10 protein-coding genes are annotated in these 14288 nt (G+C 56.2%); 9 read left to right on the plus strand and 1 reads right to left on the minus strand.

What is annotated here, in order from left to right; all coding sequences use genetic code 11:
- Window positions 1–91 precede the first annotated feature (91 nt).
- Together smc and ABD982_RS04170 are read left to right on the plus strand one after the other, a co-directional pair.
- Window positions 92–3628 carry a chromosome segregation protein SMC gene (gene smc, locus ABD982_RS04165; protein ID WP_345444979.1) on the plus strand — a complete coding sequence of 1179 codons (3537 nt, stop codon included), beginning with the start codon at window positions 92–94 and terminating at the stop codon, window positions 3626–3628.
- Window positions 3618–4679 carry an alpha/beta hydrolase gene (locus ABD982_RS04170; RefSeq protein WP_345444981.1) on the plus strand — a complete coding sequence of 354 codons (1062 nt, stop codon included), beginning with the start codon at window positions 3618–3620 and terminating at the stop codon, window positions 4677–4679. Before smc ends, ABD982_RS04170 begins: the two co-directional genes overlap by 11 nt.
- 75 nt (window positions 4680–4754) lie before the next feature.
- On the opposite strand, the gene ABD982_RS04175 is transcribed toward ABD982_RS04170, so the two are convergent.
- The gene (locus ABD982_RS04175; RefSeq protein WP_345444983.1) at window positions 4755–6116 is read right to left on the minus strand and encodes an MFS transporter; all 1362 of its coding nucleotides are present in this window, start codon (window positions 6114–6116) and stop codon (window positions 4755–4757) included.
- A gap of 168 nt (window positions 6117–6284) precedes the next feature.
- Between ABD982_RS04175 and ftsY the strand changes: the two genes are divergently transcribed.
- The 7 genes from ftsY to ABD982_RS04210 all read left to right on the plus strand — a co-directional run bounded on the left by ftsY (window position 6285) and on the right by ABD982_RS04210 (window position 14238).
- Entirely contained in the window at window positions 6285–7382 is a 1098-nt protein-coding gene (ftsY, locus tag ABD982_RS04180; protein ID WP_251378929.1) for a signal recognition particle-docking protein FtsY, read from the plus strand.
- Between the two features lie 231 nt (window positions 7383–7613).
- Entirely contained in the window at window positions 7614–8999 is a 1386-nt protein-coding gene (locus ABD982_RS04185) for an aldehyde dehydrogenase family protein (protein ID WP_345444987.1), read from the plus strand.
- 264 nt (window positions 9000–9263) lie between these two features.
- Complete coding sequence (locus ABD982_RS04190) at window positions 9264–10517, plus strand: ammonium transporter (protein ID WP_251378927.1); 1254 nt, start codon at window positions 9264–9266, stop codon at window positions 10515–10517.
- A gap of 15 nt (window positions 10518–10532) precedes the next feature.
- A complete protein-coding gene (locus tag ABD982_RS04195; protein WP_345444990.1) occupies window positions 10533–10871 on the plus strand; it encodes a P-II family nitrogen regulator in 339 nt (112 codons plus the stop codon).
- 106 nt (window positions 10872–10977) lie between these two features.
- Window positions 10978–11805 carry an exodeoxyribonuclease III gene (locus ABD982_RS04200; protein ID WP_345444992.1) on the plus strand — a complete coding sequence of 276 codons (828 nt, stop codon included), beginning with the start codon at window positions 10978–10980 and terminating at the stop codon, window positions 11803–11805.
- A 187-nt stretch (window positions 11806–11992) separates the two neighbouring features.
- Window positions 11993–13564, plus strand: coding sequence for a signal recognition particle protein (gene ffh / locus ABD982_RS04205; protein ID WP_345444994.1), 1572 nt, complete (start codon window positions 11993–11995; stop codon window positions 13562–13564).
- 179 nt (window positions 13565–13743) lie between these two features.
- Entirely contained in the window at window positions 13744–14238 is a 495-nt protein-coding gene (locus ABD982_RS04210; RefSeq protein WP_251379675.1) for an NUDIX domain-containing protein, read from the plus strand.
- Window positions 14239–14288: the final 50 nt, after the last annotated feature.

Here is a 14288-nt window from a genome sequence, read left to right on the forward strand (position 1 = left end):
TGATTCTCACATCGATGTAGGGCAAATAGAGCTGGGGTACTGTTGATAGCGCAGAAAAACCTGCTACCTGTCACCAACCCGAAAGCTCCTGATGCACCTTAAATCTTTATCCGTGCGCGGCTTCAAATCTTTTGCTTCAGTAACGATGTTTGAGTTCGAACCTGGGCTTAACGCCATTGTTGGGCCCAATGGGTCGGGTAAGTCCAACGTGGTGGACGCCCTGGCCTGGGTGCTGGGCGCGCAAGGCGCATCTGCTCTCAGAGGTGGCTCAATGAAAGATGTCATCTTTGCCGGTGGTTCTGGGCGTCCAGCCCTGGGTCGTGCGCGGGTAGAGTTAGTAATCGATAATACGGATGGCTCGCTCGCTCTGCCCTATACTGAAATCTCTCTTGCCCGCACCATGTTTTCTGCTGGAGGGTCTGACTATGAAATCAACGGCAACCCCGCCCGCTTATCTGATGTGCAAGAGCTTCTTTCGGACGCCGGTTTAGGCAGAGAGCTCCATTCACTGGTAGGTCAGGGGCAGCTCGATAAAATTTTGCACGGTTCAGCCGCTGATCGCCGTGAACTCATCGAGGAGGCTGCTGGCCTCGTAAAATACCGCAAGCGCCAGAGTAAAACTGCTACCAGGTTAGAAGCCATGAAAGGCAACCTAGACCGCCTTGAAGATGTCGCTAGTGAGCTAAGCCAGCAGCTAGAAGGACGACGGGAGCAGGCTGAGGCTGCCCGCTCGGCATCTGCTGTGGCTACCCGCGTCCGCTCGGCTAAAAAAGAATTGCTGGTACTTGATGCTCAGCAACTGGAAAGCAAGCGTGAGGAAGAGACTGTTGCCAGTGAACGAACTGGCGTGCTACAAGAGGAAGCTCATCTCAAACGGGAGTCGCTGACTCAACGTCTGGAAACCTTAGCTGCTCGAGAGAAAGCTAAAACCGCTGAGCGTGACATTTTGAGGGAGCTGCTCATACGTGCTGAATCGGTGCAGCATCGTGCCCAAACGGTTGAGCTGATTGCTAGCGAACGCTTGAAAGCAGAAAAGAGTAGCTCTGCTGCCGACGATGGGGAACGGTTGGAGAAGGCCCAGGCTGCTTGGGTGAGTGAAAAGCTGGAAGCTCAGCGTATTGAACAGGAGCTGAATAATGCCCAGGGGGTGGTAGAAGCTGCTCGTGATAATGCGGAGGGTGCTGAACGTACCCTCATTGAAGCTACCGAGAATCTGGAACATACCGAACAGTCACATACTATCTACCGGGAGGAAGCCGCCCGACTCACCGGTGAATTGGCTTTGGCCCGTGTAGCACATGACCGAGCTGAGGCGGAGTGCGCAAGCCGCCGCGGTGAGCTAGAAGATTTCGCGGATAACGCGGCTGGCTCTGAGAAAGAAATAGCTGCTGCCTGGGACACTGTTACCGAACTTAAGCAAAGGGTCAAAGCCGGCGTAGAGGCTGAAGCCTCAGCACGGACTGAAAGAGTGCGTGCGGCTTCAGCTGAGCAGAACAGCCTACAGCAGTTCCATCAAGCTGAAGTAGAAGTTGAATCACTGTCAGCGAGATGCGAAGCCCTCAAAGCCGCGATGAGTTATGATCTCACCCAGCCCGCTCTGCGCGACGCGATCGCTGCTGCTACATCAGATGGAGCAGAAGAAGTTGCCTCTCTCCTTACCGTCAAGAAGGGGTGGGAAAAGGCAGTGGGGGTTGCCCTGGGGCAACTGGCCTCTGCGCTGGTCGGTAAGGATGGTAAAGAGCCTGAGCAGGCAGTATCTGCACTTTTCAACCCCCACCATGATGGTGAAGCAAAACTTGATGTTCAAGCTGAACTTTATGCTGAGCCGGGGGTATATCGCTTTACTGACCTGGTAGAAGCCCCTGAATCACTCCAACAGCTTTTGCTGATCTCACTGGGCAATCTGGCTTTTTGTGATAGTGATGCTCAAGCTCGCAGGCTCATAATTCGCTACCCTCAGGCAAGGCTGGTGAGCCAAGAGGCTACTGCGCGAACCTCTAGCTCGGTGTTCTACCCGGCAGATGGTGCGGGGGCAGTTGAACTATATAGCCAGCTGGCGGCAGCCACCCAAGAACTCCACGAAGCTCAGATTGCCTATCGAACAGCCCAGCAATCAAATGCTGACGCTCAGAGAGCCCATCAGGAAGCTGCGGCAGAAGAACAGAGCATTGCCCGCACCCTAGGTGCTGACCGAAAGGCCCTTGCTAAAGCCAGCTCTGAATTAGCCGCGCTCCAGGCCAGGGCTGAAACGACCGGCGCCGAAACCTCACGCTTATCTGAGAGAGCGCAACGGGCGATCGATCTTCTTGAGGAAACTGGTACTAAACTGCAGGCTGCAATCGACGCCCTGGATTCTTGCTTTGCCCAGAAACCGCTCGACCAGCGCGAAAAGCTCACCCGGGTTCTGACGCAGGCACGAGCAGATGCCACCGAAACGAGCCGTCGTCTGATCTTGGCTCAGTCTGAGCATGCTCACCTCGTAGAACTTCAAGAGAGTGCCGAAGCTAGAGTAGCCCAGGCGAAAACAGCCCTTGAGGCTGTTCAACGTGCCCAAGAGCGCGCACAGAAAAGAGAAGAAGAAGGGCATCTGAAACGCGCGCGGGCTGTTAGAGCTCAAAAATCAGCAAAAGCACTGTTAGCGGCACTGGCCGATTCCCTAGGGGAGCTAGACCAGCAGCACGAAGCTTGCCAGCAAGCCGTGTTGCGTCTGCGCGAAGAGATAGCCGGTGTACGTCAGGAACTCGATGGCGCCCAAAAGAGTGTTACCGCCGCCTTGACGCTAAAGGCCGAGGCGGCTGCTACTCATGCCCGTTTAGAAGCGCAATGGGAAGCCCTGGAGAGCCGCGCCTTTGATGAGCTAGGGCAGGGTCTAAAAGACGTGCTTGTTGCAGCACATCAGGACACATTGGATGAAGCTGACTCAACTGAGGGGTGTGTCTCCCGTGAACAGCTTGAACAGAATCTGGCGGCTGCTGAGAAAGAACTGAAGCGTCTGGGCGTCGTCAACCCACTGGCATTAGAAGAGTTCGAAGCACTGAAACAGCGGCACGATTATCTGCAGGAGCAGATAAGGGATCTCAAGAACAGCAGGTCAGACCTGCGCGCTGTCATGAAAGACATCTCGAAGCATATCGAGAAATCCTTTAAGCAAACTTTCACCCAGGTGCAAAAACAGTTTGAACAGATTTTTGCCGAGCTTTTCCCTGGCGGTGTGGGACAGCTGGTGTTGGCTGACCCAACCGACCCCCAGAACAGCGGTATTGATTTGCAGGTTCGCCCTGCCGGTAAAAAGGTGAGTCGCCTATCCCTGCTCTCCGGTGGTGAGCGCTCGCTGGCGTCCCTGGCTCTCTTGCTGGCAATTTTTATGACCAAACCAGCGCCCTTCTACGTGCTGGATGAAGTTGAAGCTGCCTTAGATGACCGTAACCTGGGCCGTCTGCTGGGGGTCCTGGAGAGACTCAAGGAAATTTCCCAGCTCATTATGGTGACACATCACCAGCGCACCATGAGTAGCGCTGATACGCTGTACGGTATTTCCATGCGAGAGGGCGTTTCTACGGTGATCTCTCAGCGTGGTGCTGATGTGACAGCTGCGGTAACAGAAGGAGCAGATAAGAATGACGGCTAAGAAAAGGTTATTCGCTGCTGGTGGCGTGCTAGCTGCTGGTCTGAGTGCCACTGGGGCGGGGCTGGCAACCTTGAGCTCCCGCTACCCGCAGACCGATAAGGAACTACTACTGCCCGGTTGGCTGGTAAGCCGCTACACTGGATTTTCCACCGTGTCAGAGCTTGTTGATGCGCCCAGAAGCAAGCCAACTGCCCATGATATTGATGTTCCCACCCACCGGCGGATTGACATTTCCCGCATCATGATTGATGGCCCGGCGGGACCGTTACCTCTCTACATCTACCGCGCCAAGAAGCGGGTGGGTGAGGACGCCGGGCGCGGCTCCACCGCTCTGTTTTGGTTGCACGGGGGTGGGTATGCCCGTGGGAGTGCCTCGGCTGAAGTGCGCAGTATTGCTGATTTTGTGCTGACTACTGACACCGTGGTGATCGCCCCTGAATACCGCACTTCGGTGCAGGCGCCTTATCCGGCTGCCTTTGATGACTCTTACGCCGCGCTCTTGTGGACTCGCGATAACTGGCGAACGTTGGGCACTAACCCGGATCAGTTGTTGATCGGTGGCATGAGTGCTGGTGGCGGTTTGGCGATTGCGCTGGCGCTTAAGGCCCGGGATACGGGGGAGGTGCAGCTTGCCTTCCAGTTGCCGCTATACCCCATGATGAACGACCGCATGGACACACCGTCCATGATGGGCAATGAGGAGTTGGTCTGGGATGAAACCAAGAACCGCCTCGCGTGGGAACTCTATCTGGGTGACCTCTTTGGAAGTAACAGGGCACCAGCCTACGCGGCACCTGCACGGGCAGAGTCCTTTGAAGGGTTGCCCCCTGCCTATACCTTTATTGGTTTGCAGGATCCCTTCCTCGACGAAACTGTGGACTACGTGGAGGCTCTTCAGGGCGCTGGGGTGCCGGTCACTTATGACCTGTATGAGGGTGGCTTTCATGGGTTTGACCATTTCACCTGGACAGCTCTAGCTAGGACGGCGCGAGCCAACTGCTTAGCTGCTTACCAGCAAGCGGTTGAAACTTGCTTCGCACCCCAAAAGTAAGGAAATACCGCTAAAGCTTCAACTCATAGAAAAGGCATGAGATGAGACGGTTTGATGCCCATCTTTAAAGACGGACTATTTACCGGTGTACCCTTCTTCGGCCACATCTGCAGGGAACTTGGGTTTGAAGCCGGGCAACCACCCAAGAGAGGCTACCAACAGCAGACTTGCGCAGAGCACGAAGGCTGGGAAGAAACCGGCGGCGTCAATGATGGCACCTGCTATCAGCGGGCCGATAATGAGGCCAATGTCAGAGACCATCTGATAGTAGGCAAGCGGCTGACCGCCTGAGCGCTTATTACCAATAACATCAGAAAGAGAAGCCTGAAGAGACGGGCCCAGTAGCGCCGAACCAATACCCAGAAGCACAGCGGTTGCCACGAAAGCGGCGGGGTGATTGATAAAACCGAAGACCAACGTAACAGAGCCAGAGAGCAGCAAACCGGCAAAGATCATGGGGCGGCGGCCAATACGGTCACCCATCCTGCCCGAGTAAATCTGCGTCAGAGCGTTACCCGCCGCGTATGCGGCTAGGGTGAAACCAGCGAGAGTAGCGCCGCGCGCGGCAGCGTCGTAGCCGGTCTCGTTGCGGTGAAAGTCAGCGAGCACCGCTACAGCTGCCAGGGGGATGACCGAGCTCTGCAAACCGAAGACCGACCAGCCGACTGCGAAGTTAGTGAAGAGAGCGGAGCGGAAGTTGGTGAACCCCCAAGCCTCTTTAAAGGTCAGAGCTTTTTTGGGTACGGCAATACCTTGGGTGTTGAGGTTAACCTCTTGGAGTTCCTCTTTCAGCTTGGTCAGTACCACTGTGGCTGCTCCGAAGAGTAACAGAGCATAGACAAAGAAAGGCATGCGCATGCCCCAGCCAGCTGCTAGAGCGCCCAGCACCGGGCCAAGAATGTTGCCCAGCAAGAAAGAGGTCGCGTAGTAGCCCGAGACTCTACCGCGAATCGCCGGGGGAGAGTTACGCACCAGGATTCCCATAGCTGCCACCGTGAACATGACAGAGCCGATACCGCCCACAGCGCGAGAGGCAATGAGCATGGGGTAATTGACCGAGAGTCCAGCTCCCAATGAGCCCAAAGCAACAATCAACAGACCTGTGGAATAGATTTTGCGTTCGCCGAAGCGGGTGATGAGTTTACCGCTGGTAGGGGCGAAAAGGAGCCTGGTGAGGGCAAAAGCTGAGACGACGAAGGTGGCTGCCATAGCGCCCACATCAAAACTGCGCGCGAAGCTGGGAAGCACCGGTGCAACCAATCCATACCCCAGGGCAATCAGAAAGGACGCTGCAATCAGCACTTTAATCTGGGTTGGCACCTTGACGGTGGGCTGGGGTCGTGGCGGTTGGTCCTTGAGGCTCTCGTTTCGCACCGATTGGGGTATAACGGGTATTGCCCCGGTATCCATTGATGGGGTGGGAATGTGTTTGCTCATAGGTGCGTGTTATCTCTATTCTCGTTCTTTTCTCAGCTCTTATGCGTATTCCTTTAAGCTACCTCAGAGCCCCATGTTTAGGGTAGAGCCAATAGCCACTACGCCCTTGAGCGGAATTCCTACAGCTACTCTTAGCCTGATACGGGAGGATATGGCAAGCTAGAAGATGTGAATGATACTTTGACTCTGATTGTGTACATACTGCTGGGTGTGCTGGTTTTAGGTGGCGTGCTCTTTGTGCTGTTGCGCGGCCCCAAGGCACCGCCCGGTGGTTACGAGACCACCCGCGATGCTGATGATGCTCCAGCGCAGGGGGAGCCGGTCACTACCATTGAAAAGCCGGCCTCTGCCCAGGGACGCTTGGTGCGGTTGCGTGCTCGCCTGTCGCGCTCTAATAACCTTCTGGGTAAGGGCCTGCTGGCTTTGCTATCCAGCGACAAGATTGACCAGGACGTCTGGGACGAGGTTGAAGAAACCCTGCTCCTGGCAGATTTAGGGTCTGGCCCCTCCCAGCGGCTTGTCGAAGCTTTGCAGTCGCGCGTGCGCGTCGAGGGCACCGAAAACCCTGCAGCAGTCAAAGCTATGCTGCGAGAAGAGCTACTAAGGATTGTTGGCGAAGATACCGACCGCTCCCTGAACCTGGACGGTGAGGGAAACAACCCCGGCGTGGTCCTGGTAGTGGGCGTCAACGGCGTGGGTAAGACGACCACCGTCGGTAAGCTGGCACGCGTGATGGTAGCTGAGGACAAAAATCTGTTGCTGGGTGCGGCAGACACCTTCCGTGCCGCTGCCGCCGACCAGCTACAGACCTGGGGCGACCGCGTGGGGGTTGACACCGTCCGTAGCGATAAGGACGGTGCAGACCCCGCTTCTGTCGCCTTTGAAGCAGTTAAGGTGGGCAAAGAACGTGGTGTTGATACCGTCATGATTGATACTGCTGGCCGCCTGCAGAATAAGGCCGGTCTGATGGACCAGTTGGGCAAAATTAAGCGCGTGGTAGAGAAGGAAGCCCCTGTGACTGAGGTGCTGCTGGTGATTGACGCTACCACCGGTCAGAACGGCATGATTCAGGCCAAGGTGTTCTCAGAGGTCGTTCAGATTACCGGCATCGTACTCACTAAGCTAGATGGCTCTGCTAAGGGCGGTATCGTCGTGGCGATCCAGGAAGAGCTAGGCGTGCCCGTCAAGCTCATTGGTCTGGGCGAAGGCCCCGATGACCTGGCGCCCTTTGAACCGGCTGCCTTTGTGGACGCACTGCTGGACTAAAGACCCAGAATATTATCTACTGCCCCCCCCGCAGATAAAACTGGGAGCCGCTCATGTGAGTGGCTCCCAGTTTTTTGTGGGGTTTAGGCGGCCACTGCGGCAGATAGGGTCCGCCAGCAGCATTAGAGTTGAAGAATGGATATTGAGGATACTACCGGATGGTAGACCTAGCTGCTCAATTGCTGAAGCCAATATCAAATCAACAGTAACTCTCAGGAAAGATAACTGACCATGACCACGGACCCTCACACCATTGAAGCGACCGTTACAGCCCTTCACCGTCATTTTGCCACCGGTGCGACCAAGCCGCGTAGCTGGCGGCGCGAGCAACTGCTTGCCTTACGCGCTCTGCTGACCGAGAATAGCGCAGAGATTCAGCAGGCACTTGCCAGAGATTTAGGTAAGTCAGCGCTCGAAGCGCACATGACCGAAATTGGTATCACGGTTTCTGCTATCGATTATGCCCTCAAAAACCTCAAGAAATGGACGGCGCCACGCCGGCTGAATGTGCCCCTGAGCTTGATGCCGGGGCGGGCATCTCTGGTTCGAGAGCCCCTGGGCACGGTGCTCATCATAGCCCCCTGGAACTACCCGGTACAGTTGCTTTTTGCCCCGCTGATTGGTGCGCTAGCTGCCGGTAATACTGTGGTCCTCAAACCCAGTGAGGTTGCTGGGGAAGTCTCCGATCTGTTGGCCCAGCTGGTGCCTCAATATCTAGATCGGCAAGCTATCGCCCTGGTGGAAGGCGGGGTCGAAGAGACCACTGAGTTGCTGGCCCAGCGTTTTGACCATATTTTCTATACCGGTAACGGGCAGGTAGGGCGAATTATCGCTCGCGCTGCTGCCGAAAACCTGACTCCCATCACTTTGGAATTGGGTGGCAAGTCACCGGTGGTGGTAGATGGCACTACCGATTTGGGGGTCGCTGCGCGGCGTATCGCATGGGCAAAATTCTTGAATGCCGGGCAAACCTGTGTTGCCCCGGACTACGTTCTGGTGCTGGACGGTGTGGAGCGGCAGTTGCTCGCGGAACTGCAAACGGCTATTACTGAATTTTTTGGTACTGACCCTCAGATTTCACCGGATTATGGGCGCATCATTAATGACCGGCACCACCGGCGCTTGATGTCTTATCTCAGCCAAGGAACCGTGGAGTACGGCGGAAGGACTGATGTGGCGGACCGCTACATCCAGCCGACCCTGCTGAGCCCGGCGTCCCTGGAAAGCCCGGTGATGACGGAGGAAATATTCGGCCCCATTCTGCCCCTGGTACCCATGAAAAGTATGGATCAGGCGCTGAACTTTATCAATGGTCGCGATAAACCGCTGGCGCTCTATGGGTTTGTTTCGGAGGAAAACCAACGGCGTCTGGTTGCTGAAACCTCAAGTGGCGGGCTAGTCTTTGGCGCGGCCCTGGTGCATCTTTCACCTCATGACTGGCCTTTTGGTGGAGTGGGAGAATCAGGTATGGGTGCATATCACGGGCAGAAATCGGTAGAAAATTTCAGCCACGATAAGGTTGTTTTCACCAAGCACCTCTTGCCGGACACCCTGCGGTTGCTCTACCCGCCCTACATAGGCTTCAAGGAAAATCTCATTAAAAAGCTGCTCGCCTAACAAACCGTTGTTAACAGTGCTCAGATGACTGTGTACACCTGAGACCGAAATACTCCCGTTACTCCCAGTAACCTGGCCGTAACCCCATTTTTCATCGCTGCAACAAAACCCTGACTGGTGTAACCCACAGGAAACTTGAACCCCACACCCGTCGAAACATTGCTCCTGTTGAATAGGACCTGTCAATACAACACTGCGGGGTAACGCCCCGCGCACAGTTTCTCTCAGGAATTGTCTCGAAACGGTTTGAAAGGGGTAAGAGGCATGGAACTCACCGCAACTGACGTGTGGACGATTGTTGCCGCAGCACTGGTTCTGTTCATGACTCCCGGTCTGGCACTGTTCTACAGCGGCATGACACGAGCTAAGTCAGCTCTCAATATGATGATGATGTCCATCATCTCAATGGGGCTGGTCAGTGTTTGCTGGGTGCTTTGGGGGTACGGTATGAGCGGCGGGGACGCCCTCATCCCCAATATTGTAGGCTCCCCCTTCAGCGACTTCGGGCTATCTTCAACTCTTGCAGCCGGTGGCACCGACCTGCTGGCAGTAGCGTTTAGCTCAACCTTCGCCATCATCGCGCTGGCCATTATTTCCGGTTCTATCGCCGATCGCGCACGTTTTGGGGCATGGTGTATCTTTGTTCCGCTCTGGCTCACCCTGGTCTACTGCCCACTTGCTTTTATGGTCTGGGGCGGCGGTCTTTTCGGTGAAGAAGGCTGGATTGGGTCAATTTTTGGCGAAGCCATCGACTTTGCCGGTGGGCTGGTGATTCACATCAACGCAGGCGTCGCTGGGTTGATCCTCGCTTTGGTTCTGGGCGCTCGCAAGGGCTTTGGTAAGGACCCCGACCAGCGTCCCCACAACCTGCCCCTGGTCATGCTGGGCGCGGCTATCCTCTGGTTCGGCTGGTTTGGTTTCAATGTAGGTGCCGCTTCGGACGGCGCGCAGGCGGGTCTGATTTGGGTCAACACCCTCGCCGCTCCTGCAGCTGCGATGCTGGGCTGGTCCCTCCTGGAACGCATCCGAGACGGCCACGCTACCTCCCTTGGCGCTGCGTCCGGTCTAGTTTCAGGGTTAGTGGCAATCACCCCGGCCTGCGCCAACATCAACCCGGTGGGGGCTATCGCCCTGGGTGTGGTTGCCGGTGTAGCATCGGGCTGGGCTGTCGGCCTCAAGTACCGCTTTGGCTACGATGATTCCCTGGACGTGGTGGGTGTTCACCTGGTGTCAGGCATCATCGGTACGCTGGCACTCGGGTTCATCGCTACCCCAGAGACCGGTACAGCCGGACTCTTCTATGGTGGCGGTCTGGGGCTGCTGATAACGCAGAGTATCGCAACTATCATCTCCGTGATTTTCTGTGCGGTTCTCACCCTGATTATCGTGCTCCCCATCCACCGTTTCATGGGCTTCCGCGTCAGTGAGAAGCAGGAGGTGCAGGGCATCGACCTGGCCCAGCACGCAGAAACCGCATACGCCATGGCACCGGCATCAGGTGCCTTCGCAGAAAAGTAAGAGAGGGGCAGCAACATGAAATTGGTGACGGCACTGATTCAGCCTGAAAAGTTTGAAGATATCAAGATTGCCCTAGAAAATCTGGGCGTAGACGGCATGACGGTCTCTGAGGCCAGCGGCTACGGCAGGCAAAGCGGGCACACCGAGATTTATCGCGGTAAGGAATACAATGTCCGGCTCATTCCCAAGGTCCGTCTAGAGATTCTGGCCGATGACGCACAAGCTGACGATATTGTCGGTGTCATTATTGCCACCGCCAACACCGGATCGCCCGGGGACGGCAAAGTCTGGGTAAGCCCCGTAGACGAGGTAGTGCGCGTCAGCACCGGTGAACGCGATCTGGCAGCGATTTAAGAAACATTAGTTAGTCCCACCGTCAGACTGCTGGGGCACAAGGACGCCGGTGAGCTGGGAAGCAGCTCACCGGCGTCCTTGCGCCCGGTTCATTAGAATGGTGAGCATGAAACTCATTTCTTGGAACGTAGACTCCCTCAACGCCGCCCTCACCAGTGAATCTGCACGCGCCCTACTCTCACGCGATGTCTTTGCCACCCTGGCTGAGCACGCACCCGATGTCCTGGCCATCCAGGAAACCAAACTCTCCGATAAAGGCCCCACCCGAAAGCACCTCGAAGCACTAGAAAGCTACTTCCCGCAGTATGAACTTGCCTGGGTTTCCTCGGTTGAACCGGCTCGCAAGGGCTACGCCGGCACCCTCTTTCTCTACAAGAAGGGCCTGAACCCGGTGGTGACCTACCCCAAGATTCAGGCACCCACCACCATGGACGCTGAGGGCCGCATGATTACCCTCGAATTCGAGCACTGCTTCGTCACCCAGGTCTACACACCCAACGCCTCCGACGGACTCAAACGTCTGGGCGACCGCCAAATCTGGGATGCCCTCTATGCCACCTACCTAGCTGAGCTTGACGCTATCAAGCCTGTGCTCGCAACTGGCGACTTCAACGTAGCCCACACCGAAATCGACCTGGCTAACCCCAAGAGCAATCGCCGCTCACCCGGCTTCACCGATGAAGAGCGTCAGGGGTTCACCAACCTTCTTGCCAAGGGCTTCACCGACACCTTCCGTCACCTGCACGGGGATGTCACCGGGGCCTACACCTGGTGGGCACAGCGCTCGCGCACCAGTAAAATCAATAACACCGGCTGGCGCATCGATTACTGGCTGGTTTCAGACCGTGTAGCAGATAAGGTAACCGCCTCAGAGATGATTGATTCCGGTACCCGCCAGGATCACACCCCCATTCTGCTGGAGATTGCCCTCTAGAAGAGGTTTCTGTGAAAGAAAGGGCGTAGCTACAGTAACAAGGGACAGATAGCTCGTTACACAGCCCAGCGCTGTACCACCAGAAAATACGTTATTCTAGATAGTTGATAAACATGTTGCTACCTTATCCTTCATTTTGCAGGAAATAGGTGGCGGCGTCCCCAGCGATGAAAGTAGTTCACGGCTCGTGTTCAATTCACTCTCCGATCGTCTAACAGCCACCTTCAAGAATCTGCGCGGTAAGGGCAAACTGACCGAAGCGGATATTGACGCAACCGTACGCGAAATCCGTCGCGCCCTGCTGGACGCCGACGTCGCCGTATCCGTGGTCCGCGAATTTACCGCCCACGTCAAAGAACGTGCCCTGGGTGCTGAGGTTTCGGAGGCGCTAAACCCCGGCCAGCAAATCGTCAAAATTGTTAATGAAGAGCTCGTTAGTATTCTGGGCGGCCAGACCCGCCGCATCAACATGGCAAAAACCGGCCCCACCATCATCATGCTGGCAGGTCTGCAGGGTGCGGGTAAGACCACCCTGGCCGGTAAGCTTTCCCACTGGCTTAAGAAGCAGGGGCACACCCCCATGCTGGTGGCCTCTGATCTTCAGCGCCCCAACGCTGTTACTCAGCTCAAGGTAGTTGGCGACCGTGCCGGTGTGCCCGTCTACGCACCTCACCCCGGTGTAACTTCCGAGTTTGATACCCCCACCGGTGACCCGGTGCAGGTGGCACGCGACGGTGTGGCTGAGGCTCGTGCCAAACTGCACGACGTCGTCATCGTCGATACCGCCGGCCGCCTGGGTGTAGACGCCGAGCTCATGCAGCAGGCACGCAACATCCGCGATGCCATTAACCCCAACGAAGTGCTCTTCGTCATCGATGCGATGATCGGTCAGGACGCCGTCAACACCGCGAACGCCTTCAACGAAGGCGTAGACTTCACTGGCGTTGTGCTCTCTAAGCTAGATGGCGACGCCCGCGGCGGTGCAGCCCTATCCGTTGCATCGGTAACCGGCAAGCCCATCATGTTCGCTTCTACCGGTGAGAACGTTACTGATTTTGAGCAGTTCCACCCAGACCGCATGGCATCGCGCATCCTGGATATGGGCGATGTTCTCTCGCTCATTGAGCAGGCAGAGCAGACCTGGGACAAGGCCGAAGCTGACCGCATGGCCAAGAAGTTCGTTGATCAAGAAGACTTCACCTTTGAAGACTTCCTTGCTCAGATGCAGCAGATTCGCAAAATGGGTTCCATGAAGAAGATGCTGATGATGATGCCCGGTGCGGCTCAGATTCGCCAGCAGCTTGAGAACTTTGATGAGAAGGAAATCGACCGCGTTGAGGCGATTGTCCGCTCCATGACCCCACATGAGCGTGTTGCTCCCAAGATTATTAATGGCTCCCGCCGTGCCCGTATTGCTAAGGGTTCGGGTGTCACTGTTTCTGAGGTCAATCAGCTGATGGAGCGTTTTGCTCAAGCTCAGAAGATGATGAAAAAGCTGGCATCGGGCAACATGGCTGGGATGCCCGGTGGTATGCAGATGCCGGGTATGGCTGCCGCCGGTGGCGCCGCCCGAAAGAACAAGGGCAAGGCAAACAAGAACAAGAAGGGCCGCTCGGGTAACCCCGCGAAGCGCGCTCAGCAGGAGGCTGCTGCTGCGGCTAAGCCCGCTGCTTCAGGTTCAGCCTTTGGCCAGCAGAACCAGGATTTCAAAATGGATGACATGAACCTGCCCAAGGGCTTCGAGAAGTTCCTCAAGTAGGCAGGTTCTAGGAAGCGCCGCTACTAGCTCACTTTAAAGTGAGCTAGTAGCGGCACTTTTATTTTTTCAGAGGTTTAGTTCTGCTGAGAGAAAGCAGAGGCCATTTCACCTCGCACCGGGCAACCGGCAGTTGTAGATTGGTGGAAAGAAACATGTTCACCACCTTTGAGGGAGACACCGTGGCTGATTCATACTTGCCTGAAGAAGAGCTGAAAGCCTTTATCGCTTCGCTACCTACTCGCCGTCTTGCTTCGGGTGCTCTGATCCGCAACGAAACCGGGCAGATGCTCTGCGTCAAACCCAATTACAAGGATGGCTGGACCATACCCGGCGGTACGGTTGAGGCCGGCGAAGCCCCTCAGCCTGCCTGTTTCCGTGAGGTGCTAGAAGAGGTAGGTCTCGATGTGCCTGCCGGACGTCTGCTGGTTATTTTCCACGGCCTTCAACTAGGGATCTGGGGCGACTCTACCTACTACATCTACGATGGAGGAGTCATCCCCGAGAACAGCGACATCCGTTTGCAGGAGGAAGAGCTGACGGAATACCGCTGGGTGTCACCTGAAGACCTCGATGAATACTACGGCCCCCGCCACGCGGCGCGTCTGCGCCAAGCTTACCGAGCACTGGAAACCGGTGAAGTAGCGGAGTTCAGCTCGGCTGATTTGCCAGCCTAACCCCTCTCCGCCGCTCCGTCCTCTACTGAACCGCTGTCTACTGAACCGCT

This window comes from Rothia endophytica (genome assembly GCF_039543885.1).
Lineage (GTDB): Bacteria > Actinomycetota > Actinomycetes > Actinomycetales > Micrococcaceae > Rothia > Rothia endophytica.

Excerpts from the sequence above, each read along its gene's own strand:
- ABD982_RS04200 (WP_345444992.1), top strand. The coding sequence starts at position 10,978 with ATGAAACTCATTTCTTGGAACGTAGACTCCCTCAACGCCGCCCTCACC.
- ABD982_RS04170 (WP_345444981.1), top strand. The coding sequence starts at position 3,618 with ATGACGGCTAAGAAAAGGTTATTCGCTGCTGGTGGCGTGCTAGCTGCT.
- ABD982_RS04195 (WP_345444990.1), top strand. The coding sequence starts at position 10,533 with ATGAAATTGGTGACGGCACTGATTCAGCCTGAAAAGTTTGAAGATATC.
- ABD982_RS04175 (WP_345444983.1), bottom strand. The coding sequence starts at position 6,116 with ATGAGCAAACACATTCCCACCCCATCAATGGATACCGGGGCAATACCC.
- smc (WP_345444979.1), top strand. The coding sequence starts at position 92 with ATGCACCTTAAATCTTTATCCGTGCGCGGCTTCAAATCTTTTGCTTCA.
- ABD982_RS04190 (WP_251378927.1), top strand. The coding sequence starts at position 9,264 with ATGGAACTCACCGCAACTGACGTGTGGACGATTGTTGCCGCAGCACTG.
- ABD982_RS04185 (WP_345444987.1), top strand. The coding sequence starts at position 7,614 with ATGACCACGGACCCTCACACCATTGAAGCGACCGTTACAGCCCTTCAC.